At 44.2% G+C, this 26,688-nt stretch carries 22 protein-coding genes; 3 read left to right on the forward strand and 19 right to left on the reverse strand.

Annotated features, from left to right (window positions below; genetic code table 11):
- Positions 1-149 precede the first annotated feature (149 nt).
- Positions 150-578: an Lrp/AsnC family transcriptional regulator gene (locus tag AC58QG_RS04975; RefSeq protein WP_497360990.1), complete on the forward strand. Its 429-nt coding sequence runs from the start codon at positions 150-152 to the stop codon at positions 576-578.
- 201 nt (positions 579-779) lie between these two features.
- Here the strand turns inward: AC58QG_RS04975 and AC58QG_RS04980 are convergent, their stop codons facing one another.
- The 7 genes from AC58QG_RS04980 to AC58QG_RS05010 all read right to left on the reverse strand — a co-directional run bounded on the left by AC58QG_RS04980 (position 780) and on the right by AC58QG_RS05010 (position 7,051).
- Positions 780-1,400: a GyrI-like domain-containing protein gene (locus AC58QG_RS04980; RefSeq protein ID WP_497360991.1), complete on the reverse strand. Its 621-nt coding sequence runs from the start codon at positions 1,398-1,400 to the stop codon at positions 780-782.
- A 66-nt stretch (positions 1,401-1,466) separates the two neighbouring features.
- Positions 1,467-1,970 carry a VOC family protein gene (locus AC58QG_RS04985; protein WP_497360992.1) on the reverse strand — a complete coding sequence of 168 codons (504 nt, stop codon included), beginning with the start codon at positions 1,968-1,970 and terminating at the stop codon, positions 1,467-1,469.
- A gap of 16 nt (positions 1,971-1,986) precedes the next feature.
- A complete protein-coding gene (locus AC58QG_RS04990; RefSeq protein WP_497360993.1) occupies positions 1,987-3,348 on the reverse strand; it encodes a helix-turn-helix domain-containing protein in 1,362 nt (453 codons plus the stop codon).
- A gap of 120 nt (positions 3,349-3,468) precedes the next feature.
- Positions 3,469-3,903: a DUF3997 domain-containing protein gene (locus AC58QG_RS04995; RefSeq protein ID WP_497360994.1), complete on the reverse strand. Its 435-nt coding sequence runs from the start codon at positions 3,901-3,903 to the stop codon at positions 3,469-3,471.
- 318 nt (positions 3,904-4,221) lie between these two features.
- Positions 4,222-4,668, reverse strand: a complete 447-nt coding sequence (locus AC58QG_RS05000) for a GNAT family N-acetyltransferase (RefSeq protein WP_497360995.1) — start codon at positions 4,666-4,668, stop codon at positions 4,222-4,224.
- A gap of 52 nt (positions 4,669-4,720) precedes the next feature.
- Positions 4,721-5,788, reverse strand: coding sequence for an oxidoreductase family protein (locus AC58QG_RS05005; RefSeq protein WP_497360996.1), 1,068 nt, complete (start codon positions 5,786-5,788; stop codon positions 4,721-4,723).
- Between the two features lie 240 nt (positions 5,789-6,028).
- Positions 6,029-7,051: a phosphotransferase gene (locus tag AC58QG_RS05010; RefSeq protein WP_497360997.1), complete on the reverse strand. Its 1,023-nt coding sequence runs from the start codon at positions 7,049-7,051 to the stop codon at positions 6,029-6,031.
- Positions 7,052-7,234: 183 nt separating this feature from the next.
- On the opposite strand from AC58QG_RS05010, the gene AC58QG_RS05015 reads away from it, so the two are divergent.
- Positions 7,235-7,672, forward strand: a complete 438-nt coding sequence (locus AC58QG_RS05015) for a DUF6376 family protein (protein ID WP_497360998.1) — start codon at positions 7,235-7,237, stop codon at positions 7,670-7,672.
- Positions 7,673-7,836: 164 nt separating this feature from the next.
- Here the strand turns inward: AC58QG_RS05015 and AC58QG_RS05020 are convergent, their stop codons facing one another.
- A complete protein-coding gene (locus AC58QG_RS05020; protein ID WP_497360999.1) occupies positions 7,837-12,741 on the reverse strand; it encodes a chondroitinase-B domain-containing protein in 4,905 nt (1,634 codons plus the stop codon).
- Between the two features lie 351 nt (positions 12,742-13,092).
- On the opposite strand from AC58QG_RS05020, the gene AC58QG_RS05025 reads away from it, so the two are divergent.
- Positions 13,093-13,881 (forward strand): hypothetical protein, encoded by a 789-nt coding sequence (locus AC58QG_RS05025; RefSeq protein WP_497361000.1) that lies wholly within the window; start codon positions 13,093-13,095, stop codon positions 13,879-13,881.
- A 12-nt stretch (positions 13,882-13,893) separates the two neighbouring features.
- On the opposite strand, the gene AC58QG_RS05030 is transcribed toward AC58QG_RS05025, so the two are convergent.
- From AC58QG_RS05030 to AC58QG_RS05080, 11 genes are all read right to left on the reverse strand, one after another.
- Positions 13,894-14,082 carry a hypothetical protein gene (locus AC58QG_RS05030; RefSeq protein WP_497361001.1) on the reverse strand — a complete coding sequence of 63 codons (189 nt, stop codon included), beginning with the start codon at positions 14,080-14,082 and terminating at the stop codon, positions 13,894-13,896.
- A gap of 262 nt (positions 14,083-14,344) precedes the next feature.
- Positions 14,345-15,088, reverse strand: coding sequence for an LbetaH domain-containing protein (locus tag AC58QG_RS05035; RefSeq protein ID WP_497361002.1), 744 nt, complete (start codon positions 15,086-15,088; stop codon positions 14,345-14,347).
- Between the two features lie 158 nt (positions 15,089-15,246).
- Positions 15,247-16,374: an alginate lyase family protein gene (locus tag AC58QG_RS05040; protein WP_497361003.1), complete on the reverse strand. Its 1,128-nt coding sequence runs from the start codon at positions 16,372-16,374 to the stop codon at positions 15,247-15,249.
- 25 nt (positions 16,375-16,399) lie between these two features.
- The gene (locus AC58QG_RS05045) at positions 16,400-17,434 is read right to left on the reverse strand and encodes a zinc-dependent alcohol dehydrogenase (RefSeq protein ID WP_497361004.1); all 1,035 of its coding nucleotides are present in this window, start codon (positions 17,432-17,434) and stop codon (positions 16,400-16,402) included.
- Complete coding sequence (locus tag AC58QG_RS05050; protein ID WP_497361005.1) at positions 17,427-18,419, reverse strand: SGNH/GDSL hydrolase family protein; 993 nt, start codon at positions 18,417-18,419, stop codon at positions 17,427-17,429. Before AC58QG_RS05050 ends, AC58QG_RS05045 begins: the two co-directional genes overlap by 8 nt.
- A 110-nt stretch (positions 18,420-18,529) precedes the next feature.
- Entirely contained in the window at positions 18,530-19,930 is a 1,401-nt protein-coding gene (locus AC58QG_RS05055) for a sulfatase family protein (RefSeq protein WP_497361006.1), read from the reverse strand.
- A 50-nt stretch (positions 19,931-19,980) separates the two neighbouring features.
- Positions 19,981-21,624, reverse strand: a complete 1,644-nt coding sequence (locus AC58QG_RS05060; RefSeq protein WP_497361007.1) for an ABC transporter substrate-binding protein — start codon at positions 21,622-21,624, stop codon at positions 19,981-19,983.
- A gap of 14 nt (positions 21,625-21,638) precedes the next feature.
- Positions 21,639-22,532 (reverse strand): carbohydrate ABC transporter permease, encoded by an 894-nt coding sequence (locus tag AC58QG_RS05065; protein ID WP_497361008.1) that lies wholly within the window; start codon positions 22,530-22,532, stop codon positions 21,639-21,641.
- Positions 22,533-22,547: 15 nt separating this feature from the next.
- Complete coding sequence (locus tag AC58QG_RS05070) at positions 22,548-23,522, reverse strand: ABC transporter permease (protein ID WP_497361009.1); 975 nt, start codon at positions 23,520-23,522, stop codon at positions 22,548-22,550.
- A gap of 96 nt (positions 23,523-23,618) precedes the next feature.
- Positions 23,619-25,424: a cache domain-containing sensor histidine kinase gene (locus AC58QG_RS05075; protein WP_497361010.1), complete on the reverse strand. Its 1,806-nt coding sequence runs from the start codon at positions 25,422-25,424 to the stop codon at positions 23,619-23,621.
- On the reverse strand, positions 25,424-26,446 hold the full coding sequence (locus tag AC58QG_RS05080; RefSeq protein WP_497361011.1) for a response regulator transcription factor: 1,023 nt from the start codon (positions 26,444-26,446) through the stop codon (positions 25,424-25,426). Before AC58QG_RS05080 ends, AC58QG_RS05075 begins: the two co-directional genes overlap by 1 nt.
- Positions 26,447-26,688 lie beyond the last annotated feature (242 nt).

Raw genomic sequence — 26,688 nt, forward strand, 5'->3', positions numbered from 1 at the left:
TCTCCCCTAAGGCTAATTGTTTTCTCTATATGAATTTTATATAATAATCCCTATTGATCCCATAGCAGTTTCAATCCCTTTGGAGCTTTTATCTTTTAAAATCCTTTTATTCTACAAACATGACCTTTAAATTAAAGGAGCCCTACAAGATGGACGACTTAGACAAACAGATTTTGCTTATTCTGCAGGAGCAAGGACGCATATCGATGACAGATCTGGGCAAAACCGTCTCCTTGTCACAGCCTGCCGTCACGGAACGGGTGCGCCGATTAGAAGAGAAGGGAATCATAGATCACTATCGTGCCGTAGTCTCCCCGGAGAAAATCAACAAGCCGATTGCTGCTTTTGTTCTGTTCTATACAAAAGGATGTGACCGCTTTGTGGAATACTGTAGTGAAATGAGTGATGTGGTCGAGCTGCATCGTATCAGCGGACACCAGTACAATTTTCTCGTTAAACTTGTAACCGAATCTCTTCAAACGCTAGAGAGCGCTTTAAACAAACTAGGAGCTTTCGGCGATTCAACCACACTCATTGTGCTATCCTCGCCGCTCATTCAGGAACCGTTGATCCCTTGAAGCAAATATTATCAATTACATTGGAATAAATTTCCATAAATGTGGGATTAATAATAATGTCAACTAGACATACTCCGTTTCAACACAAAAAGCCAATCGGACCTCTCTCCGATTGGCTTTTCTAATTCTGAACAGTCATCTCCAGTTATCTATGTTAGCATAAAACTAGACATGGCGTGGTTTCTTTGACTTGTGTGTTGATTAAAGTCCCGACTTTCTGCGCACCGGATATAGCATCGTAAAGTCGAAGGTTTCTATTTCCGAATAGGGAATTGTGAGAGAATTCAACGGTTCAAGTGGTACCGTCTCCATCCCGAGTACGCCTTCACCCCGATCAAGCTCATAATCGTGCGACTGCTCTAGCCATGCAAACATCGCATCATATACACGCCACATGTGCGCCTCATCTCCGGATACTCGTGCGCTCGCACAGAGCCCTCCGCGTACATCCAGCGTCTCGATGCCATCCGGTACCTCTCCAAACTCGCTAACCGCCAGTCCGACCCAAAGTGTATCAACTTTCTTGGCCCATTGCTCCTGTGGAATGAACACAAATGCAGAGGGCACCTCAGTGAGCCGCGTATCCTTTAGGGATACCTGCTCTGTTAGCGTGCTCCACGCCACTCGCGTTCCGCTCTTATCAGGTGTCATCCCCGTTCGTACTGCCAAAACCTTGAAAGGCGCCACTTCAACTAACTCAACCGCGGCGGCTTGTTGTTGTTCATTCATTGGTTTTCCTCCAATTATCATTTTAAGTGCTTTTGGAACTGCTACCGGTCGATAGCCTTCTGGCAGTTCTTTATTTATTGGTATTTGGCTCATGGTCCATCCTCCAGTTATATTAACTTATTATTAGTCTCATCCGGATCTAATGTTTGCATCTTTAGGCTATTCACGGCAAATCATTAATTTGTTGCCGTCCGGATCTTTCACAACGAACCAATGGTTATGTTCGATTTCTGTCACAAGCTCTACGCCGAGCTCTTTCATATAGTGTAGTGAACCTTCTAGATCTTCGGTCATCAGCATAAAAGCAGGAGTCTCTATGGACGGCGCTCCACCTGGACGATCGCCTCCCCACTTCGGCATGGTATCTAGAATGAGACCAGTTCCTTCCATCGGCAGCGCACATAAGTGGCCGGAAATGATTTCGCAATCAGCCTCTTTCAAACCAAGAATCTGACAATACCAGCTACGAGATTTCTCGATATCTCGAACAGGGACAAAAATGCTTCCCACTTTGTTTTTGATCGGAGTAGTATGAGTGAGAGCTTCTCCGGTATGTTGTTGTTCATTCATTGGTTTTCCTCCAATTATCATTTTAAGTGCTTTTGGAACCATAACTGGGCGATAGCCTTCTGTCAGTTCTTTATTTATAGGTATTTGGCTCATGGTCTGTCCTCCAATTCTATTTTCGTAAAGAAATGGGTACGCAGCACATCACTTTTACCGATCGCTCAACGTCCCCACCCACTATTAACTCTTTATCAACACTGGACTCAGGTAAAATGTAGTGGGCATACCAGGACCGCTCTCTATCTGGTTCGTAATCGGGGGACGTAACTAGCCATCTGTAAATACGCTCGAGAACCCCCGACATCGAACCGTATGCTCTTGTTAGTAAGCAGGCATAAAGCCCGCCATCCAAACTTGTTATTTGGTTTTGGTTCTCCAGCGAAGGGTCATAATCTTCCGGTGGAGCGATATAGACTTCATAGGTATAGCATTCACCCGGCGGAATGCCGTAACTGCAGCTCATAAATACTTGAATCCGGCTGTCGCCACTAAACCCGTTTCTGTCTAACCAATCAAACGAAGCCTCATCAGCATGTTTTACGCAGTCGACACCTTGGGCTCGAAAAGCAATCACCCCTACCGATGGCCGTTCCAATATCTTGATCGTCTCCGTCTCCTGTCTGCGCTTCACGGGAAGATAAAGTTTCAAGCGAACGATCTGGCCGTTAAATTGCTGATATTCTTCCAAATAACCATGCTCCCCGAGCTCGAACGTACTACGTGGCAGCCATTCCGACAATAGTCGGTTCCATGCGGCAACGATGTCGGGACCGGACCCCTTTGGGGTTCGTGTAACAGCATAAAGACCACCAATTAGTTCAAAAGACTGTAAGTCCTGGTGATCCGCTGGATATTCTCCTTCACCAATGGCGACCATTTGGTAACCGAATGGCTTCGTACTTTCCAGATTGACATTCCATCCGAACAGCCTCATTTGGCCTACATCGAGTTTGTTTATTGATAATTGAGCTTTGAACTGATATAGGGCAGCTTCTTCTAATCCATCCTCACTTTCGGCGGCATACAAATAGCCTATCCCCTTCTGGGGGGCGAGCCGAATGACTTTTACGGAAGGGAAGCGTTCGGATACCTCCCGCTCCTCTGAGTAGGTCACTCGTTCACTCAGGCTGATTCGTTCGAAGCTGTAAATCAACTCGGCTTGCCGGTATTGGCCTGGGGTAAGGCCTGTGTTTTGCTTGAACGACTTTGTGTACGCTTGGTAAGTATCAAAGCCACAACGAAATCCGATGTCGATCGTGGAGAGATCGGTATGACGCAGGAGGCATGCCGCCTCGCTAATTCTTCTTTTGCGTATGTATTCTTTGATGGGGTGGCCTGTCATGGCATAAAACAAACGATATAAATTGGGCACCGACATTGCGGCCGCCTCGGCGATCTGTTCCAACGCAAGTGACTCTTCAAGGTTTTCTTCTATATAGTCAATTGCTTGTTGAACAATTTCGGCAGTTTGCATATCGGCCCCCCTTTTATCTTATTGAGTTGAACTGTATGTATCCTGACGCTAAACTTATCATAGCAAATCGTTTCCAGCTTGAAGTGTATTTTTTTATCAATAATCTATTTGATCTGGTAATTACCTGTAGTAGTCTAGGCTTTTTAAAACAACATCATCGGCTATGTGGTATTCAATTCTTTTGTCTTTTAACCCCTGATCATCTAAAGGGCCATTTACCTTCCCTGACGCAATCTCTATTATCCAAAAATGATAGTTTGTTTCATCAGGAATTTGGTATCCATTTGTACTATTTGGGTCTAGTTTTAAATCAAGTTGTTTCGCAACAATATATGTTTGATTCCATGCGACTTCAGTTACTTTAGTAGGAATAATATTGCTTCCCCACCAACCTTCTCCTTTTTTAGGGGCTATGGTTACATGGTGAGCCGAAGTTCTTATAATCGAATATTCCCCCGGTAAATCAATATCATAATCACCTAAACCAGCACAACTTGTTAATAATAACGGTAGTATGACAGTGCTAATACATTTAAAAAAATGTGATTTTATCAATAACTAACCTCCAATCCTATTACGGAAAACATGATAATAGTTTTAGTAATATCTGAAACATGACATTCATTCATTTTACCACAATTTAGGAGATTGTCGTTTTACTTTTCTGAGCTAATGATGACTTTCCTGAACCGCCAGAACCTAATAACATTATCTTTTTCATCAAATCCTCCGTCCAAATGAAAAACCTTCCAAAGTAAATAAGGAAGGTTCTTTAACTTATCTTATTTTAAGCAAGTATAATGCCATTATCTGATAAATTTATGAGAACAATGTTGATACGCTGTTAGCTGGTTTAGTAGTCCGCTAATTTCTTCATGGTTTTATCCATTCATACTTGATATCTTCAAGCTGCTCTTCATTTTCATGTCCCCTCTCAACAATCTTAAATCCGTTTCTTTCATAAAATTTCTGTGCTTTCTTGTTGACTTCAAAAGTGTATAAAAATAGTCTGCCTTCAGAATGCTGTTTGGCGAGGTTTAGGAGCCTATTCCCAATTCCTCTCCCTTGAAATTGGGTATGAATGTATAATTGATTAACCCAATTCTCGTTAAAGGCTAGTATGCCTACTACTTGCTCTGTTGAAGCTTCAATAGCAAGGTATACTTTATTATTTTTGACCAAAATGTTATTCATAAAAGATACATGATTTTCAAAAGAATGTATCGCTTTTTGACCAATCGCTTGTTCCTTGCTCTCTCTCCACATCTTAACCGTTTGCAACGCGTAGGAAGGGTCATATGAAATAATTGTAAATTCCATTCACTTCAGCTCCTTTTGTAAATTCGACATTCCAATAATCCTGAAGCATAATTCAATCGATCCCAACCGCTTCCCATACCTTCCAATCTTCAAATGAGGTTTTTACGCGGTCTAAGCATTCTTCAATCGATCGTTTCTGTTCTTCAGTACCAGTAAAAAAATATCCACGAGCCTCTAACATCCTAAATCCGCTATAAAAAAGCGCAATAGAATAATCGTGATGAAGCTGGTGAATGCTGTATCCAGAAACACCGCTATTTTTCAATTCCTTATGATAGTGATTTAGAAGATTATGCTCGGTTTCCCGACGGACCTTGGAGGGGATTGATTTACCGATCAAAATAGCCAAATCGTGAGCTCCTTTGATCCTTGCTGTCATTTGCCAGTCAATAACTGCAGCTAACTCATCGTTATCATCAAAGAACAAATTTTCAAAATGACAATCCCCATGAATAAAGGTTACATCCGCTTCGGTTTGAGTACTTTGAAGACGCTTAGCCGCTTCGATGATTTTGTCGATTTTCAACGATACATCATCTAAAAAATCATCTTTCATAGCTTGGGAGAGTTTCAGGATGGCAGGTTTGAAGTAATCGCGGGTTGCGATAGACATTTGACTTACGTGACCTTTTATCCACGGTGCACCCGGAATCGGCTTTTGCCACCACTTTCCGTGAAGTCGCGCAAGGAATGTAACCGTATTCATTAATCGTATCTCGTTACATGCATGTTTCGAACTAACTGAGTGGTACTGATTTAGATCTTCTAGCACGAGAATGAAGGACTTTTCCTCCGGATTACAGTAACTGAAGTAGCATTTGGCAAGTGGAATTAGCTTCGGTTCTGCAAGTTCGGATTGATAAAAGCCATGCTCAGATGCATAAAAGTAATGATGAATGAAATCAGGTACCTTTTGAGAGGCAAATTTCACAATCACAGAGGTCGGAGCTTCGGAAGCGGTATTCGAATCAAACGTCAGACGTACTCGTTTTAAAGGAGCTGTCATCCCTGTGTGTTCAGAAATAGGTTCAACTTCGAAATCAGAAAGCGTCCCATAATCATGAAAAATTTCCTGCAGCCACTGGGCAGTTAATTCATTTTCGTTTTTTGGAATCTTCATATAAATATCCTCCTTAAGCTCAGCTGAAGATGGCTTAGGTTATCCGAATATTGATAATTAGGCTTCTCGAAAATACACGATTTGCTTAATTCAAAGTCAAAATGAACCTCTCCAATTGCATCAATACAGATTTATTCGTCTGTCCGATCGAATAGAATTGAAAAGAGCGGTTTGCATGTCTATCATCCTGAATTATCCAAAAGGCTCGACAAAAAAAGGGACACGTTGCTGACGCGTCCCCTATAAATCGTCTAGAATCGCAGGCAAATCCTTCAGATTTTTAGCGAGCCAGTTCATTTCCTTTGCAAAACGAGTTGGAGGTACACTATGTTTATCCATATCCGCATTTATCCACCAAGGACTTTCCATATACCACAATAACTGCAATGATTTTGTTAAATAACCTTTAGCCACGGATTGTTCTTCACTGTACCCTTTAATCAAAGCTGAAGCGAGGGAGATATCTAAATGATCATCTAAAGCACATGACATTACAGCCCGAGCGACGTCAAGTTGCGGATAATCATAGTTAAGCCGATCAAAATCTAGAATAGCGGATAATTGGCTGTCATGAAATAGAAGATTATCAACCCACAAATCACGATGTGCCCAACCCGTTTCAAGGTTTTCGAATATTGCTATATTAATTTCTTCAGTTGCTCTAAGTTGTACCTCTACCTCAGCACTAAGTGAAGCTTTTCCTTTACTCTTTGTTTGTTGCAGGGTTGAATGCCAATGTTCTATACGCTTCTCACGGCTTGGAGGAAGAAATTGAGGACTCCTTTTTAAACCTACTGCCCCATCATTTAATATACGATGCATTTTACCTGTTGCACGACCTAAATCATGCATTTGATGTATGTTAATTTTACCTGGTTGAATGATCCTGCCTTGGCAATATGCCATTGCCATAAAAAATTCTCCATTACTTGATTTTAGTAAAACATTATTATTGTGTGCTAACAAACGAGGGCATGGTAGCCCATGTTGATGCAATCTTTCTTGTTGAGAAAATGCAAAGATTAGCTTTTCTGGATCATACAATTTATATCTTTCTTTATTATATTGTTTAAGTAAGTATTGTCCTGAATCCGTTGTGAGTTGCCATTTAAGATTTAACCAGCCACGTTTTATAGGGGTAGCATTCAGCACTTTCAAACCAAAAAAATGGTGGAAACACTTTAAAATGTCCTCTAAAATAGCTTCTTCTGAACTAATTGCGTCCATTTTATCAACTCCAATACTGTTTACTTCACCCCACATTAATTCAAGTCGGTATCCCAAAATCCTGCGTGATCTTAATGCTCGGTCAGGTATTTCTTTGCCAGCTCAATGTCCTGTGTTTGCAAAACAATGCCATCTTTATTCGAACTGAAACCCTTACTATAGAAAAACGTAATAAAACAATAACAAAAATTATTGTATCTGAAAGGGAGTGAACAATATATGAAGAAACTGATGTTACTATTATTAATTCTTTCAACAATGTTAATAAGTGCGTGCTCCTTGTTAGACAAAGCAAATGATTCAATCGATTATGCAAATCAAGCTACGGAACACATCAATAAATTGCGCGGTTTTGCAGAACAAGCACCTCAAATGATGAAAGATGCCGCTGTGAATCCAGAGACAAAACAGAAACTTGAAGATCAATTATCCGATTTAAAAATGGAAATAGAACAATTTAATCTAAGAAGTGTCCCTTCGATTGCAAAGGATATTCATCAACAATTGGTTGATAAAAATAAAGTTATATTAGATGAAATAAATAAAGTACTCGTGAATGGCCATTTGGCAATTGATAAACTTCAAAATTCACAAATTATCACTACAATTAGTGATACGACTAACTTAATCAACCGAATTAAAAATTTAGGCTCTTAAGAACTTCACGGATGCGTGAAGTTCTTTTTTTACTTTAAGTGTACGGTGAATAACCTATGCAAAAATGCAGCAAGCCAGCCCCGTATTCCGGAAACCAACTTGCTGCATGTGATATGACGCTATTAAATAGTCGCAGAGGATCCGTGAAATGTTTCAGGAAATTGTTAACGATCCAACATACGCATAATGATCGTTACAGCTTCCGCCCTCGTCGCCCCAGCGAACGGCTCGAACGCATGATTCTCTCGACCGGTTACTAGCCCCAAGAATACCGCTTGCGAAATGGCCGGCAGCGCCCAAGCTGGAATCTGGGAACTGTCGCTAAAGTTAACTGAGGTAGTCATTCCCTCTGCTTGGTTATATGCTCTAATAAGCATAGCAACCATTTCCGCGCGGTTAATAGCTTTATTAGGCCGCAACGACTGGTCTTCGTACCCCTGGAGAATTCCCGCTTCCAGTGCCGCGCCAAGTTCTCCAGCTGCCCATCCCGGAATATCCGCCTTATCGGCGAAATTGTGATCTTTCGCTTTAGGTTTTAAGCCTAGGGCACGGACTAGCATGGCAGCGAATTGTAATCTTGTCATCGGTTCATCGGGCTTGAAGCTGCCATCCGAATAGCCGTTCACGATACCTTTGGCAGCAGCGCGTGAGATGGCATCCGACGCCCAATGATTCAGCGCATCAGCAAATGATTGCTGTTTCGGTGTAGTCTCCGACGGAACTTCCGGTTTTGAAGGCAGCGGGCTGATCGGCACAGGTGCCGGGTTATAACCGGACGAGGAGTCCGATGAAGAATCGCTGCTTGCCGTTGGACGTTGTACCATAATGATATACGTTTTATGCTCACCGGAAGGCAACGACACATCCATTAGAACAACACTGCCGCTTCCAGCAATGGCGAGCGGTCCACTCTCGCTGCCGCTGCGAACTGTTTGCTTCGCAGCTCCGTCTATGCTCACTTGTATGATTGCTCCCGAACTTTCGGAAACCGGCGTAATTTTCAAGCTGTTAATCCCCGTGGGGACCATCGCCGTGTAATAGGTGATATCCGGACTGAATGCCGGTGAGACGGTCAGATTCGGACTGAACTGAAGGCTGTTTAAGACCGGCTTCGCATCTACTACAGGCAAGCTCTTTCCTGCCGCAGGCCCAACATCTGCAGCTTTAAGTGGCCGCTGCGCCAGTTCGATTGCCGGATCGTACTCATCGGCACCTGCATCGGCGGTATGCGTCCGTCTTTGACCGTCCATATCGTCTGATGGCACGTATGGACCTTGAGCCGCATCGACTGCTGGACTTAGCGGCGATAGACGGATCAATCCGTCGCTACTGCGTACCAGCTTCAGATCGCCTTTGTACGTGGCGCTTACGACGGTTGCGTTTGCCGCTACAGCAGCGAGTCCATCAGCCATATTGCCGACATAAGCCGGTCGGCCTGAGGATGTGATATCATTCGTTTCATTGAATATCGTTCCTGCGTTGCTGAAAATAACATTATTATAAATCTGCGTACCCGTTGGCTGGAACGTGCGTTGGGCTATTTTTACGGCAGAAGCTTTATTCCCTAAGTTGATGATTGAATTATTAAATATCTGGACATTATACTGCCTCCAATGTCCGCGCAGCAGCTCCGTTTGTCTCTCCGCCGACAGGCTCTTCAGCTCCGCGAAATCGTTGGCCCCGGTGCCCCAACGGATGATTGGATTCGTGCCTCCGTCCGGCCCAGCGTCTTCCGTTCCACCATCCAACTGAATGGCATCGTCAGTAAGACCTTCCATATAATTGTTATAAATCTTGTGATCATTTCCATAAATGCGGAAGCCGCTCGTTCCGGGCTTCTTACCATCCGCAATAATGAAATTGCCATAAAAGCTATTGCGATGACCATGCCGGGCAACTATGCCTCCGTAAGAATTGAGAACGGTGTTGTACCGGATTGTATTATCGCTGCTCTTCACCGAAACGATCTCATCTTCGCCGTTTAATCCGTCAAATAAATTATATTGAATCGTAACATGACCAGGCGCTAATGATAGTCCGGAAAGCCCGAGACGGATAGCTTCCAATCCATTGCTCACTCGTGGACCGATATCATGAAAGTGATTGTATTCAATCACATCGTATTGCGAAACCGCGTCCTTGCCATCATACGTCATCACAGCGCCAAAACCAGTCTTCGGTCCAATATCATTGTACGCAATCCGGTTATGACTGCTAGTACCTTCTACCTGAATATAATGACGGTCGGTCCCCCCATCCGTGAGCAGCGTTGAGTTCGGCGAATGTGATGTTTCTCCCGTGTATACGAGTCCATTAGGGTCATAACTACTACCATAATGGCAACTATTTGCTACGCCGATGACACACCATATTGGTTTACTTATGTTGTTCTCGACCTTCGTAAAGCGATACTTCTGACCCGTTTCATCCAAGGCAAACGTATTGCGCAAAATAGAGATATTGCTTGAATCGAACAGTTCCACACCTGGGTGCAAACCACTCAACGAAGCTAGCCTGTCTTCGGGAACTGCTCTGCTCCGAAGCGTATCTTCGCCTTGATCCGTTCCGCCGCTCGAGTGAAAAGTAAGCCCCTCAACCATGACATAGTCGGAGTTCTCGATATGGATGTAGCTATCTCCAGCGATTACTGCCTTACCTTGCTCTGCAGCGACAATGCGAATCGGAAGTGCGGCTGTACCCGTTTTATCCTTGATCACGAACGGGCCATTTTGTTGGTACGTGCCGTTTTGCAGTTCGATCGTCATGCCTTTCGTGGCTTGATCCAATGCCGACTGTAACTGACTCGCGGAGCTAACCTTCACCACCTGAACGGGAGGCAGTGGCTCCACCGGTTTATCGCCTGCCTGCGGTGGTCCACTAGGCTCTGTCGGTTCTACTATTATGGGTGCTGTTCCCGTATAAAGTTCAACTTCCGTAATGCTATTCCAGTTTCCTGAACTTCCAGAAGCTGTGTTACCATATCCGACTAGGCGCAAATACCTTACAGCTGAAGGATTACTTATCACATAAGGCTGTATGATGTCATTGCCAGCCTTCAGAACACGGCTTTTCCTTTTGGGCAGCAGCACCGTAGAATTCTGGAAATCCACTTGATTCGAGCCGATAATCTCGAAATTGGTCTGACGATCGATCGCGCTTAGAAAAGCAATATTTAAATAGGTGACCTGCTCAGGCTGCCCCAAATCGAACTGCAGCCACTCACCTTGTCCCGATGCCGACCAACGGACATCATTATTCCAGATACCATCCACCACATTGGCGGGAATATTAGTCGTGTTAGGCTGATAGGAACTGGCAGTAACTGTACTTGCGTTCTGCTGTATGTGACCGTTCGTTCCTTTGGCCGATAGCCGGTAAGCTTGCAACGAATAGGTATTCGTTGAATCGCCGCTTATTAATCGGATCGTGATCTTATTCACGCCCGGCGCCAGAGCCAACTGCGTCAAATCGCTCACCGGTTGATTGAGACCCTCGTTATTTGTCAAGGTCACAGTCGCAGAAATACCGGTGCCAGCTTGCAGCTCTAACCGGATAGGATGGGCATCTTGTGGTACAACCACCTCATATCCGCCCATCTTGGAAGGCGAAAATGCGGTATTCATTCCTAGCTTTTGTCCGCCTGCCCAAACCTCTAGGGAGGACAGTTGGATGGCAGGCATTTTCTCAGCAAAGGTAAAATAGGATCCATTTACCAACTCCGCGTCCACGGCATAATATGCTCCCCCATTCAACTCCACTGGAGCCAAAGGTATTGAAACCGCATCGCTGAAATCACCACTGCTGCTCGTCAAGAGCAATCCACCTAACGGGAGCATCCCTTCAGGGAATGCGACTTGCACCGTCCCGACATTGCCGGTATTCTGTACCTTCCATGTTCGTGAAGACTTCTTGAAGCCCGCACCGTACGGCACCGAAGAAGCAGTACTTCCATTATCTCCCCAGAGTAGATACTGCTTATCAATCAAAGCTTGTTTTGCACTAATAACAACTTGCGATGCTCCACGATTTTCACTACTTCGGCTTGTATCTAGGGACAGTGCTCCTGCTTGATCCCGAACGATGCCCGCTACGTTATTACCAAATGCCGTGTTGGCATCCGAAGGCCATATGACCTGGGAAGACGGACCGGCTGATACGTAATCTTTCCCTTTCAGCGGTGTTCCGAACTTGAGGGCCATGTACGTCTGAACTTGATTTTGCTGTAAGTCGGTAAGCGTATCGCCAAACACGATCATCTCACCGATTTGTCCGTCGTAACCAGAACCCCCTGTAAGAGCCGAACCGAGCGACATCGGATTGCTTCCGTTTCCAAGCATCGGCAGTCGAGTCTGCGTTGATTTGGCGATAATTTGTCCATCTAGCGAAATAGCTTGATAGACGACGTTGGATACTGCTGGTTGCGATTCAAACTGAAAACCCCAACTGTTGTATTGAAGAGGTGGAACTGAATACCCTGTAGTGAGTCGAGGATTTCCAGAAGTGACCGCTCCTGAATCCCATAAAATTTGCGATGTACTTGAAAAGAAAGGGATATAAGCACCGAACTTCCCAGTACCTTGTAAAGTTTCATAAAAAATTTGTGATGTCTGATTCGTTAATGATAGCCCGCCTGTCGTCACATACACACTCGCACGGTTTACGGATTCATTCTGTGCGAACAATCCGTCTCTATCCAATAAGAGACTTCCATTACCTGAACGAATAAATTGCACCGAAGGCTGAAAATTAAGTTGTGGATTGGTAGGCACATACTTTGGCTTCGTCCGTGGACTCTTGTCCCCTACCGTCCCGTCATTCATGAAATGATTACCTAGTGGACTACTATCCCTCCATTCCGTAATTTCACCATTCCCGTTAAGGGTTACGCTAGATGGATCTGCTTTCAGCCACAATTTCAGCAAGCTAGCATCCACGCCACCTGGCGTTCCTGCTTCCGCACCAATTGCAAGCGCTTTAGAAACACCTGTAGGCATTCCTGCAAAGGTTAAAACGGCTGCCAACAGCATGCTGATGGTTCGCTTCGCACTTACTCTTGACTCCTTTATCAAAACAAACATCACCTCTTCTTTATCATAGTGCTCCTCGGCAACAAGGCAGACAAGCGATAAGAGCAACTACACTCATCTTATGGAAACCCTTACAAACATAAAATCGTTAAAACCTCAAACCCATCATCAAAATCCCAAATTCCAATGATCAATTATTAAAGTGAACCATTAAATTAGAAAAGCGGGCTTCAAAATGACCTTTCGCAACGAAATTAATCTTTTCAGGCAAATAAAAAATGGCCGCCTAAGCAGCCATTTACATGTCAATCTCGGTAACTAATTGCGTGTTTGTCCTATATCAAAATATGAAATTATACATATATTAATGTATTGCAAAGGAGGTGCAAGTCAATGTCAGTGAATAAAAATAAGATTAATATTTTAGTTAGGATTCAAAGACAATTGATCGCTATTAACAATGCCGTACTTCTCAATAGAAAGAAAATAATTGACTTTAGACAGACTTGCAAAAAAAGTGAAAAAGAGATCTTATTACAGATTAGAAGACAACTTAGGATAATCAACAGAAAAGTTCTCATTAATCAGCACACGATTGGAACAAAACTAGTTCTTTCAGGCAAACAATACGATAAAGATGCCTTGAAAAGAATACAAAAACAACTTGAAGCAATCAACGAAAATGTTCTTATTAATCAAAAGATGATTGAACGTCTCTTGGTGAGCAAAAAATACAATGAGGAAATCAAAAAGAGTTTGAGAAAAATCAATAAACAACTTAAAACTATTAGCAAAAACGTTCTTCTTAGTGAACGTATTATTGATAATTTAATTCAGCCACCAATTGTTTCATGCCCGGCGGGCCATACTTGTCTTTCTGTGCGTTTGATCGATGGGTTAGGTCTAGACTTAGATGTTGATCCTAGTGATCCAAGTATTAAAATCACTGTGAAAATATTCGGGGCATCTGTTACCTCTGGAACAATAAGTTTGAGGAATCCAACACTTAGCATAGGCGGAGAATTTGGTCTTTTCCTATTAGAATTGACTTTGAGAGGGGAATTTGGAGACCTTGCTCATGGTCATTTTAGACTTATCTTAGGTGGTAGAGCATGCATCGGACCACCAATTGACATTTTACGTACCTGTACCTCATTCAACCAAATCATTTATGACAGATAGTTACTCCGCTATTTAAAATCTGTCGAGTGAATTAGCAAGTGCTAATGCCATGATGAATGGTAAAAGAATGGCTACAGCACTGATTGTAATTGCCATCATACATTTCATTTTATCCGTCTTCATGTTCAGCACACTTACTACAAGACTAATAATCCCACACACAATACCAACCAGCGATGAGATGTATATGCCAAAAATCACTGCAGTCAAACTAAGAATAAGTGCTACATTCCCGTAATGTTTCAAATTTCCGTCATCCTTTCTCCTAGTTGTTGATTCGAATCAAGATCCACAGATCTCCGAGGGAGTAGAACCAACCTCATTCATTGTTTCTTTAAGTATAACATCATTTTTAAGCGATTCTATGTAAATTAGGAAAAGAGGGTTCCCAAAAGCCATTTATGTGGCGGGGAACCCTCTTTATTAATGCTTGCAATCGTGCAACTATTTCTGCCGTCACGCATCATTTCTTCAATAAACATTTTTTTTCATAGGCTACGCCGCAGGAGCAGCGCGTTGTACCGAATAACAGATGATAAGAATGAGGAAACTCCCGGTTGACTCGCTGCACTTCACGGGCGAATTCAACTTGATCTTTCGGCACTCTGCGCAGGGAATCGGCTTTAGCTTGCGTATCTATATGCGCACCAGGCGGAACGAATCGATTGGGTGCAATTCGTACACCGCCGGTAACTACGGAATCCATCGAAATAACTGACCCATGACCTATGAACGCATTAAAGACGATGGATTTAAAACCTACGAATACCTTCTCCCCGATAAAGCAAGGACCATGTATGAGAGCCCCATGAGCAATGGAGACGCTGTTACCGAGATAAATCGAATACATTTTGTTATCCACTACGATATGTTCGTGAGCTAGCCCGTGCAAGACGACCCCGTCTTGAATATTCGTATTATCGCCGATAAAAAAAGGCGTTCCTTCATCCGCTCGGAGGTTGGCACTAGGTGCGATATAGACATTTTCACTAAGCGTGACATCGCCAATTACGCTGGAATACTGGCTGATAAAGGCGCTTTTATTGATTGTTGGGTACCGTTGGACGGGGGTGAAAGTTGTAATTGGATTCGGACTTATGAAACGTGCGAATAAGTTAACAGGTCCGCGAGGTAAATCGCCGGTGTAGCTATTAATTTTAAACTTAGTCGTGGATACAGGTTTCCAAAGACTTTTAATTTTATTCATATGTTCACTCCTAAAGAATTCTCCATGTCTTACATTAAACTATTCAGGATATAGGCGAATGTCACAGAACCGTTCTATTAAGTAACAAAAAAAGCCCACAATGCCCGGTAAAGTGAAGCCGGTTCATTAAGGGCTATTTGAATACATCAATTATTGAGCTATTTTACCCACAGCAGTGGCTGACGAATCGCGATGTTGCGACGGATTTCAATGTCTGAAGTGTCTGGGGCCAGGCTGTTCCAGAGTTCAATATACGCCTTATTTTCAAGTGCAAGTCCTGCAAATAACAGGGATGAAACCTTAGCCGGCCAGCCTTCGAAATGTTCTACATCTGGCGGATACGGCCACGTGGACTTCTCCTTCATATAAGGGAACAGATAGGTTAGTCCTCTACGAATTCCGCGACCATCAGGCAGCTCGAAGTTCCATAAATTATCTTCCGGCGTCGAAAGAATGTGACACAGTGTCACCATATTATCTAGTACGAAAATTGCGTAGCCGTAAGGTTTCGTACGCGCTAACTCACGTGGAAAGCTACCGTCGGGGTCCATTTGCTCAGGGAGCAGCGATTCTTTGTACATTTGGCTGCAAAAACGCAGCATTTCTTCGTTATTCGTAAACCAGGCAAACACAGCCGCCTGTACGCACCAGCAAACTCCATGGTTATTCTCAGCATTCATCTCTTCGATCCCATTCTCATGTGTGCTCATCCATGATAAATAATCGGCAAACCATTGCTTAAGTCCTCGATACATTTCGGCGCTCATGGAAGAAGATGCTTTCAGTGTTTCAATAGCGACTGGCACATCGATCAAATGCAGTGTATCAATAATTCCTATACCTCTACCAGGGCAAACACCGGGTATGGCTTGCGCATAGAGGAGATGCGGATTCATCTTTGTGGCTTCATCCAAGAAAAACTCCCGTAAGAACGTTACCGCTTTCTCTGCGTAGACTTCGTTTGCAGTCATAGCATAGCCAGCGGCCAAGTTCGCCACGTGGGTTCTCATGCTTCTTAAAAGCAATCGATGGCTATCAAAATTAGCGGGATTACTTTCGCCATCCCGCCGCACATATGGCAGTCCGTCTGCGGTATCGGGGTTTGGCCACCAGTAATCACCGTTAGAATAATAATCGTGTATGCTCCCTCCGCTTTTGTCGGCAATAGCATCTGTAATGTGAAGGGGGTTTTCCATCATTGACGCATCGGCTTTTTTAATAATCCAATTCGTATCAAACAAGGAAAACCGTCTGTACTGCTCGCCTGCTTTTGCTAGATTCATCATAATTTTAATCCCACTCCTTGCTCTGTCATTCGTTCGTTTCACAATCGATCATAACATGGATCGTGTCGCCTTTATGCTCATTGCGCAGCTTAAAAGCTTCGGCAATGTCCCTTAAGGGGACCACATGCGTAATCATTTCCTCAGTATTAACCAATCCATCCAGCACAAGCTGCAGCCCTTTGTCGAAATAATGGCGATTATCGATATCCCGCTTCGGCTCCGTTGAGAAAATATCAAGCCTTTTCTTATGTACTTTAAAGAAATCGACCGGCTTATGGCAAGTCCCAATGCAACCGTACATGACGATACGTCCGTTCTGAGAAGCCGAATTAATCGCATCAACCATCCCGTCCCCTTCCAGCAAGCAGGGAATGACGACATCGAAGCCATCTGGGAAGTCTTTGCCCACTATATCCATCGTATTCGCGTCCGAAGACGGAAGCTTATACGTATGGGTTGCCCCATACTTGCGGGCCAGCGCCAGCTTCTCATCGAACAAATCCGTTACTACAAGGTTACGTGGACTGTACAAGCTAACTACTTGTGTCATCACCAGACCACTGACACCTTGTCCGGTGATCAACACATTTTTATGAGGGGATATATCGCCGAGCTCTGCCGCATGAATAATGCCTGGAAGCACTTCAATTAGCGATCCTTCAATGAGAGGAAGCGTCGGTGGTAACACTTTTACAGAAAAAGGCGTACAACAAACATACTCTGCAAATGCCCCCCAAATATAACGTAGTGCGACAGGATCCCCCACCTTAAGCCCGATAACATTGGGTCCTACTTTATCGATAACGCCGGCCACTTCATGACCAAGCCTTGTTGGGTACGAGACAAACTCTGGCTCGCGAGCCCCGCGAAATACTTCCACATCGCTGCCGCATATGCCAACCCATTTCACCTTTACGCGTACTTCCCCTTCGGCAGGTTCGGGAATTAACGCTCTTTTTAACGAGATATTCCCAATCTCCTCCACTACGGCGCACAATTGAGTACCCTCGCCGTCATATTCAACCAATTGCATGGGCGGTACCGACATTTTTCTAACCATTCGTATGACTCCTATCGCTTAATTTATCCAGTATGTGATTAGCCATAATTTTATAACCTTCCGCGTTCGGATGTAGTTGGTCTGGAAGTAGATCAACAAAGGCTTCACCCATAATATCCAAGCCATCTATATACATTAGGTTCGATTCCCCGTAAGAAGTTAGCATTCTCACCGCTTCTTGAATCTCTTTCCTAATCGTAACTAAGTTCATCCCTACTACGTTTTCGTCTGTTTCCCTGTGGGGACAATAAATAGGAGAAAATAAATAAAGTGGCGTGTGGTAATGCTTTTCCCGAATGATTGATACCATGCCAATGACGGCTGAACGAAATGTCCGGATATTCAAAGTATTTCCACCCATCACATTAATGCCGAGGCACAAGGAAATGACGTCTGCCGGAAGGTCACGAATGACGCGTGCAACCATGGGTTCCAAATGACATTGGCCACCATATCCCATACAGGTCAGGTCCCAACCTTTGCTGCGTGCAACGATTGCCGGCCACGTTTGAGCTGGACTTGCAGCGGTAGTGCATTGTGTTATGGAGCTGCCGTACGCAACCCAACGGGGTTGATTGTTTGATAATGGAACGGCCGATGCCCCTTCATCGACCTTTAGTCCTTTTACAATGACGTCTGCTTTTTGAGAAAAATAACATTCTACCCGCTTCATTCTGCCTGGTAAGTTAGTAAATAAACAAGTGTCATCTCCTGCAAGGAGAGTCTTGGTGCCGATGAATTCATCTTCAATAACGATGTCAAATTGTCGATCTTGATCCGTTCTTACGACATGCAGCTCTACGGAAGTGGAATCACTTAGAAAAGCTAGTCTTACACCCGCTGTTTCCCCTGCCTTCTCCACTAATTTAGATGCAAATAAGCTAAGCTGATCGTGAGGCAATCGCCATGGCCGGAGTCCAGTTTCATTCGTTTCGATGGAAACGGCACCCCGAAACCACGCTGTATTGATTTCAATTGTTTGCATACTGCAAGTCACCTTTCAATCTAATATAGCAAGAACATGATCCCATATAACAAAAGAGTCGCATTTACGCGACTCTTTATAAAATAAGGTTCTTGTCAGTCGACTTCAATCTACGATGTAACAGGAATCACGGGCTTATCATGCAAAATATCACTGTAAGCATGCATCCATGCTGCTAATTCGGCGGCAAGCCGTTCAATCGTCCCAGCTTGCGAAGGCTCTGCCGACAAATCTTGTGTTTCCCATGGATCATTTAGGAGATCGAACAACTGGATTCGTTCTGTTCCTGTGTTCGTAATTGGCGAGCGATAATAACGGATTAGCTTCCATCGGCCATCCGTAACCATGCGCTGGAGATCTCGATAAACCGAGCCTACAACAGAACGAACGCCATCACTTTCCCCTGCAAAGATGGGATGAAGACTCTTGCCTTCCGTCTCTTCAGGCAGATCGACATCACAAAGTCCAGCAATAGTAGGGAAAATATCGATATTACTTGCCAGCGCGCGAACCTGCTCGCCCTCCGGCACGCCCGGCCCCCGGAATATAAGCGGAATGCGCACGCTGTGCTCGTAGAGGTTCTGTTTGCCCATCAGTCCGTGTTGCCCGACTGCCAAGCCATGGTCCGCCGTGTACACGATGAGTGTATTGTCATAGATGCCCTTAGCCTTCAGAGCTTCGATGACTCTACCGATTTGCGCGTCCATGTGGCTTATCATCGCATAGTAATCGGCTATATGTTCACGGATTTCACCCTCGTCCCTCGGCCATCGAGCAAGCTTCTCGTCTCGAACCATCATATCGCCAGTATCAAATGGATGCTCTTGCACAAAGTTCGGAGGTAACGTGATGTCGGACTTGTCGTACATGCTTGCGTATGGCTCTGGTGCGGTACGGGGATCATGCGGCGCTGTATATGCGACATACAGGAAAAACGGCCGATCCTCTCGGTAATTCTCAATAAAGTTGACAGCTGCGTTCGTAAACAACTCCGTCGAGAACGTATGCTCTATATACTCTTGTTCCTTCGGGTATATCCCCGTCGGGTCATAATCATACACAGGAACGATGGCATGATCGCTCATCCCGTGAAAGTGCAGCTTATCTCCCCCTTCGAAACTTCGGGCGAAGCTTGCCTTGTCGTTATGCCATTTGCCGACCGCATGCGTCCGATAACCAGCCGCTTGCATCGTTTGCGGCATTAGCCGAACATCCGAGCGAATAACACTCGAATGCTCCCGGTTCATCATGTCCTTGCCAATCGTAGCACGGAAAATTGGCATGCCCGTATGGACGCAAGCTCGGCTCGGCGCACAAACCGCTCCGGTTAAGCCGCCGAATATATGCGTACTCCGACATGAGGTCCCGCTGGCGACGAGCGAATCCAATACCGGCGTCCGCACGGTTTCATTGCCGAATGCGCCAATAGCTTCACCACGATGATCGTCCGCAATGATAAAAACGACATGAGGTCTATCCGCTAAAAACTTCTTGGTGATCTTCTCTTTCATGTTAACCCTCACTCCTACGCGACAAAATTGTGTATGATTCTGGATGTGTTCTACTTTTTGGCTTTATATTGGGTATAGGCTTGTTGATAAATTTCCAAGTAGCGTTTAATGTTCATTTTATCTAAAGTGCTCAAGTAGTTGTTCCACTCTTTCTCAACGTCCAGTGAGCCTGTAACCGTTTTCGCAAAAAATTCAGTTCTGTAGTCCGTGAGTGTCTTCTCAAGCGTAGAAAGCTCCTCGGCTTGTTCGTTGGTGAAGAACAATGGCGGTACAATTTTACTAGGATCAATTTTGAAAGGCTCGTATTTTTTTGTTTCATTATATAAAATGAGCTCAAGTGAATTCTTCGGATCTGCTGCTACGCTTAATCGCAATTCGTTTGTTCGTAATGACGGCCCTGCCTGCGCCCAATGTATGTTTTGCAGCTTGCCAAAGGAGACAACTGGTTTCCATACCGCTTGCTTTCCGTTAACCCCAAGCTCGCCTTGTGCTGGACGTATCCACTCCTGATCAGGACGGCCCTGCGTGCTGCGCAGAGTCGCTTCTTCTGAAAGCAACAAGTCTGCCAAACGGAATGCAGCAGCGGGATTTTTCGCTTTATTCGTAACAACGTATTGACCCGCAGAAACCGCAAATGGATTGTAAGCAGTAGAACGTATACCCGTCGGACCTTTGAGAGGCGGTACGGAGATGTAATCTTTGAATCTCGGGTTATCAACTTCTACAAATACCGTTTGATTTTGCGAAGCAATGGCTCCCACGATAGGGATCTCCGGGTTCATACCCATTTGTTTCAGCTGGTTTCTGTCCTGTGTAAACGTTTGCGGAGATATTAAGCCTTCAGCAAACAATTTATTCATATACTTCAAAGCTTCTTTCCACTCCGGTTGATTATAGGCAACTTGAACCTTCCCATCCTTCACATAGCGCAGGCTGAAATCCTTCTCGATAAAAGCGCTGGGCAGAAATAGATCTAATGTCGAGGAGGGTCCGTTAGTAGCACCAACAAGCGGGATCTCATCTGCTTTGCCGTTTCCGTTCGGATCTTTTTCTTTAAAAGCTTTAAGTACTTGATAAAACTCTTCTGTCGTTTCAGGCATTTTTAGTCCGAGCTTATCTAGCCATGGTTGATATATCCACATCTTTTGGCCGAGTGAGCAATGGTAGCATTCATTCACCTGTGGAACCGAATAAATTTTACCGTCAGGCATCGTAATCAGATCTTTTACATAGGAAACCTGATTGTACATCTTTTTCATTTCAACGCCATATTTATCGATATAGGGATTCAGCGGAATGAATACGCCGTCTTTCCCATAAATCGACTGCTGAACTGGGGAGACACTCATATTAAGCAGCACGTCTGGATAATCACCGCTTGCGAGTGAAACGTTAAGCTTCTCTGCAAATGTTTTCTCTGGAGCAACTTCCCAGTCAATATGAATGTTCGTTTTCTCTTCCAGCCACTTGGTGAACTCGTTCGTTGCAAAGTTTTCGACAATGCTGGAGCCTTTGACCATAACCTTGAGCGTTGTCTTTTCTTTGGTGATCGGGAATTCGCCTGCGGGCGTTACTTGATCATCGATGATTGCTTCCGTCTTCGGGGCAGCTTCCTTTTGTCCGCTGTCTGAACATGCGCTTAGGAGTGCTACAGACGCCGTAATTGCTACTAACGCTTTTAACCCTTTTTTCATGTAAAAACCTCCCTTTAGCCTTTTAATGAACCAATCATCATGCCTTTGACAAAATGCCTTTGTATGAATGGATAGATGATGAGCACAGGCAGCGTAGACACGACGATAAGGGAAAACTTCAACAGCTCCCGCAGACCATCCCTTGCCGCTTGATCAGCAACGTCAGTTATCATCGACGCATCGACCTCGTTTTGCACCAAAATATCCCTTAACACCAATTGAATCGGGTACAACTCCTGATGTTTTAAATAAAGCAGTGCGCTAAAATATTGGTTCCAATGTCCAACTGCGTAGAACAAGGAGATGACAGCTATGATCGGACCTGATAAAGGAATTACAATCTTTCGAACAAACGTAAAATCACTGCAGCCATCCATTTGAGAAGCTTCCAGCAATTCTTCCGGAATGGTCGTTTGAAAATACGTGCGGGCAATGATCATATTCATAACACCAAGCGCTCCTGGAATAATTAATGACCACCTTGTGTCGATCATACCGAGCTCTTTTACTACCAGGTAAGACGGGATCAATCCGCCCGAGAACATCATGGTGAATACGAACAAAGCCATGACGGCATTGCGTGGCATAAAATCTTTTCTCGAAAGCGGATAAGCCGCAATGAGTGTAAACAGCACATTAATCGTCGTTCCCACGACGGTATAAAATACCGAATTCAAGAAACTCGACATAATTAAACGATGTTTAAATACCGCCTCATAGCCCGCTAGCGTCGGCTCAACCGGATACAACCAGACTTTGCCGGAAATAACCGCTGTGGATGAGCTGAAGGAAGCACTGACAATGTAAATCAGCGGATATAAGATCGTAATTGTAAACACGAATAGGATGATGTAATTCAGAATTGTAAAAAGTCTATCATCTGCACTTTCCTTAATACTTCCCGTCATCGATGCGCCTCCTTCTTACCACAGACTGGTTTGTCCTAACTGTCTAGCTATCCGATTAACGAGTACCAGTAGGATTAAGTTAATGACTGATTTAAACAACCCTATGGCTGACGAGTAGGAATAATTAATTGCTGTTGATGCCAAACCGACTTTGTACACAAACGTATCGATGACCTCAGATGAGCTCATATTCAGCGGATTCTGCAAAAGCAATACCTTTTCGAAGCCGATGTCCAGCACATGGCCGGTGTTCATGATCAGAAGAATAACGGCAACCGGCATAATACCCGGCAAGTCGACGTGCCACATTCGGTGCAATTTATTGGCGCCATCCACAACAGCTGCCTCGTGGAGCGAAGGATCAATAGCTGCAAGCGCAGCTAGGTAGATGATGCAGGAAAATCCAACGTTCTGCCAAATACCGGACCAGACAAAAACGTGTGAAAACCATTCGGGTATGCCCATGAAATTGATAGTAGGAAGTCCGAAATATTTCATAATCTTCTGGATGAGGCCAACCCGAGGATCCATCATTTGAAGAATGATGCCTACCATAACGACGACAGATATAAAATGCGGTGCATACGTTATCATTTGTACGGATTTCTTAAAGAAACGAGAATTGACGTAATTCAAGGAAAGTGCGAGTATGATTGGGAACGGAAACCCTGCAAATAAACTATAGATGCTGAGTAAGACCGTGTTTTTCATAATCCGAACAAATTCATACGAATGGAAAAAACGATCGAAATGCTTTAGCCCAACCCATTCACTGCCCCATACCCCTTTCGTTGGAATATAATTTTTGAACGCAATCAAAGCCCCATACATCGGCACGTACTTGAATATCAGCAAATAAATAATCGGCAACAGCATGAGTAAGTAGAGCTGCCAATGGCTAGATGCGTTTTTCTTCAGTCTGAATAAGTAATTTTCCTTTTTACCGACAGCTGTAGATATTGTATTGCTCTTGCTAGCCGAAATCTCCATAAATCCCTCCCTATTTCGATGACCATGACTCGGTATGTGTAATGTACTTCTGTATGTAGCATACAAAAAGAAAGGTATACCGAGCATTGTGTTCATTTACACCGCTATGACTTTTTTTGCACTGGACGACGGCATACGAATCGTAACTTTCGTGCCCATCCCTAGCTCACTTTGTACAGAAAGCCCATACCGCTGTCCGAATACCATCTGAATCCGGTTATGCACATTGAGCAGTCCGATGCTGCCTTCGAATGTGGGTTGCGTATCCACCAGCCTCTCCTGTCGGCTGTTCAGGAGTCGTGTGTTTAATTGCTGAAGGGATTCCGCTTCAATGCCGCAGCCATTATCTTGTACGACAACATAAAAATCCGCTTCATCCTTCCATGCGTCAATAATAATCGTGTGCGAATCTTCGATCCCATTGGGAAATGCATGTTTAAATACATTCTCGACCAAGGGCTGCAGCGTCAAGCGAACCATGCTGTCCAGCAAATAATCCGTGCTAATCCGAACATCAATCTCAAATTCGCGCTGGTTGCGATATTTCATAATCGACATGAAATACAGAATATGTTTAAGCTCATTCGCTACAGTAATTTCCTCCAAATCGGTGCGTATGGAATAGCGCAACATATACGACAGAGAACGAACGATGTCTTTGATCTCGCTTGATTTCTGAATAACGGCGTAACAAATAATTATTTCTAATGTGTTGTACAAGAAATGCGGGTTAATCTGTAATTGCAGCGATTGAAATTCGGCCTGCTGCCGTTTCATTAAATTGTCCTGATTGCGCAGCTCGGTCTCGTAAACTCGGTCAACAAGCTCTTCCAACTTATTGACCATCGTATTGTAACTGATAATAAGCTGATCCATTTCATCTAGGCTTCCAGTGAGAGGCACTCGGGTCCATAGACCTTTTGCCGTCTGACGCATCCCGTTCTCCAGTAGTCGGACCGGACGAACGATCGATTGACCGAATCGATAAGCTAGGAATGTGGCCAAAAATAAGGTAATGATACCTACAATGAGTATCGTTTGCCGCAAATCTGAAATTGGCTGGCGTTGTTCAGAAATTGACATGCTTGCCACCAGCGTCCAACCCGAGTAGTCGGACTTTCGACTAAAGAAAACCCGCCCCGGTTCTCCGGGCAATTCAAATATTTGATCTGTTTTAGCCTCAACCGTATTGAAATGCATACCATCAAGCTGCTTACCGATCCGCCCAGAATCCGGGTGGTAGAGTATTTTCCCACGATCATTGACGATAAAAAAGTACCCTGAGTTCCCGAGCTTAATGCCCTTCCAGAGTGTGTTTAACTCCCCTATCCTTAGTTCAAAGCCCATAAGGCCTTTAAATATAGTAGACGAGGTTCGATCCGCCAATTTGCGAATGAGTGTGAGATGACCGTCCAGAAATCCGGAATCTTTGATCGTCAGCTTTCCATTAATCGTATCGTCTTCCTTCATCTGATCGACATATTCATCAAAACCTTTGTAATTAAAAGGTACAATGTGTGCATTGAAATCCGTTGCTTGGAAACCGTTATAACCGACGATGTAGGTCATTGAGATTTCAGGGTTGTTAATGAGAACGGGTTGAAATACCCCTTTCATAGCCGTCTCGGATGTATAAAACCCAGAAGTGGCATGGTAGGGAAGATCCAGAGCCTCTTTCACTATAGGTGAGATGAGAATAGAAAGCGTTGCCCGCTCGTAGCTTTTCAGAAATAAATCGGTTTCGTGTAAAACATTATCAACGATTTGAGTCAAGAGTCCTTCATACTGCTTCTCCAATTCGTTAGACGACCGCCAATAACCAGTGACCCCCACCGTCACCAAGGCTAATGTGATAATAATGACGAAATAAATGTAAACCTTGCGTACCAGTCTGCTATTCACTATTTGATCCCGAGCAGTCCGCGATATTCGGTGGGGGAATATCCGGTTGCCTTTTTAAATACTCTGGAAAAGTGTGGATAGCTTTCATAACCGACCTCGGCTACAATATCGATGATTTTGTAATGCGGTACGGCAAGCAGCTGTTTGGCTTTATCGATTCGTTTGCGCATCCGGTGTTGCACGAAGGTCTCGTTCGTATGTTTCTTAAAATAATGGCTGAAATAGGTCGGCGTTAAGCCTAGCTTCCCTGCAACCTTGTCGAGTGAAAGCTCCTCCTCGAAAAGATGCTCTTCGATGTACTGGATAGCTGCCTCCAAAACATCGATTCTTTCGTGATTCCGATACTCGCTCAGTCGCTGAATCCAGTTTCTGATTTCGGTCTGAAACCATTCGTACGTATTCGAAATGACCGTATTCTCCTCTAAAGGTGGCTTCGCCTCCATCCTGTAAGCCCCTCTTGCATTCAGTTTCTTGTGAAGCAGTCTGACAGCGTCGGATACTCGCAGGTGTTGTTGGATCTCCGTTTCAACGTCGAACAATTCCTTCTTCCCCTGTTCAAGCAGTTCATCAACTCGATCTTTGTCCATGATCCAAACGGCTTCCTCCAATTGATCGATCCACTGTTCAAAATGCGTGAAGGAAATAAGCGCCGCTTCCCGCATGGCGAGCATTTTATCCAATACCGGAAAAAGCTCGATTTCTGTAATGGGCTTCAGTAAATATTCTTGTACACCATACGACATACACTTTTGCGCATATACAAAATCCCCGTATCCAGAAAGGACAACAACTTTGGTAAAGAGCTTTAGCTCCTGAATATGTCGGCATAGCTCTAGACCGTCCATCCGAGGCATTCGAATATCAGTCAACACAACGTCAGGAGGGTTAGCCATGATGTTCGACAATGCTGACACACCATCAGTAAACGTATCGATCTCATTAAACCGTTTATATTCCCCAATTAGCGTTTTGAGGCCAACCCCGATAATAGGTTCATCGTCAACAATACAGATTCTAGCCATTCGGTTGCCCCCTGTTTCAAAAATGAAAACCTTGATCACTTCAACAAGAGCTCTACACTTTTATTATGTTACGTTTCCCTTTTGTCTGAATACCCATCAAAACCTGAACAGGGTCATCAAAATCGAAAATGCCAACCCTTAATAATGCGAATGAGTATGCAAAAAAAAGACAGACCACCCGGTAAGTCTACCGAGCGGTCTATACATGTTTGAATCATCGAAAATACGAAGAAACAGCAAAG

The sequence above is a fragment of the Paenibacillus sp. J22P169 genome (genome assembly GCF_059691995.1).

What these genes read in the sequence shown, in the direction of transcription:
- AC58QG_RS04975 (WP_497360990.1), top strand. Translation starts at nt 150, where the DNA reads ATGGACGACTTAGACAAACAGATTTTGCTTATTCTGCAGGAGCAAGGA.
- AC58QG_RS04980 (WP_497360991.1), bottom strand. Translation starts at nt 1,400, where the DNA reads ATGAGCCAAATACCAATAAATAAAGAACTGCCAGAAGGCTATCGACCG.
- AC58QG_RS04985 (WP_497360992.1), bottom strand. Translation starts at nt 1,970, where the DNA reads ATGAGCCAAATACCTATAAATAAAGAACTGACAGAAGGCTATCGCCCA.
- AC58QG_RS04990 (WP_497360993.1), bottom strand. Translation starts at nt 3,348, where the DNA reads ATGCAAACTGCCGAAATTGTTCAACAAGCAATTGACTATATAGAAGAA.
- AC58QG_RS05000 (WP_497360995.1), bottom strand. Translation starts at nt 4,668, where the DNA reads ATGGAATTTACAATTATTTCATATGACCCTTCCTACGCGTTGCAAACG.
- AC58QG_RS05005 (WP_497360996.1), bottom strand. Translation starts at nt 5,788, where the DNA reads ATGAAGATTCCAAAAAACGAAAATGAATTAACTGCCCAGTGGCTGCAG.
- AC58QG_RS05010 (WP_497360997.1), bottom strand. Translation starts at nt 7,051, where the DNA reads ATGTGGGGTGAAGTAAACAGTATTGGAGTTGATAAAATGGACGCAATT.
- AC58QG_RS05015 (WP_497360998.1), top strand. Translation starts at nt 7,235, where the DNA reads ATGAAGAAACTGATGTTACTATTATTAATTCTTTCAACAATGTTAATA.
- AC58QG_RS05025 (WP_497361000.1), top strand. Translation starts at nt 13,093, where the DNA reads ATGTCAGTGAATAAAAATAAGATTAATATTTTAGTTAGGATTCAAAGA.
- AC58QG_RS05035 (WP_497361002.1), bottom strand. Translation starts at nt 15,088, where the DNA reads ATGAATAAAATTAAAAGTCTTTGGAAACCTGTATCCACGACTAAGTTT.
- AC58QG_RS05040 (WP_497361003.1), bottom strand. Translation starts at nt 16,374, where the DNA reads ATGATGAATCTAGCAAAAGCAGGCGAGCAGTACAGACGGTTTTCCTTG.
- AC58QG_RS05045 (WP_497361004.1), bottom strand. Translation starts at nt 17,434, where the DNA reads ATGGTTAGAAAAATGTCGGTACCGCCCATGCAATTGGTTGAATATGAC.
- AC58QG_RS05050 (WP_497361005.1), bottom strand. Translation starts at nt 18,419, where the DNA reads ATGCAAACAATTGAAATCAATACAGCGTGGTTTCGGGGTGCCGTTTCC.
- AC58QG_RS05055 (WP_497361006.1), bottom strand. Translation starts at nt 19,930, where the DNA reads ATGAAAGAGAAGATCACCAAGAAGTTTTTAGCGGATAGACCTCATGTC.
- AC58QG_RS05060 (WP_497361007.1), bottom strand. Translation starts at nt 21,624, where the DNA reads ATGAAAAAAGGGTTAAAAGCGTTAGTAGCAATTACGGCGTCTGTAGCA.
- AC58QG_RS05065 (WP_497361008.1), bottom strand. Translation starts at nt 22,532, where the DNA reads ATGACGGGAAGTATTAAGGAAAGTGCAGATGATAGACTTTTTACAATT.
- AC58QG_RS05070 (WP_497361009.1), bottom strand. Translation starts at nt 23,522, where the DNA reads ATGGAGATTTCGGCTAGCAAGAGCAATACAATATCTACAGCTGTCGGT.
- AC58QG_RS05080 (WP_497361011.1), bottom strand. Translation starts at nt 26,446, where the DNA reads ATGGCTAGAATCTGTATTGTTGACGATGAACCTATTATCGGGGTTGGC.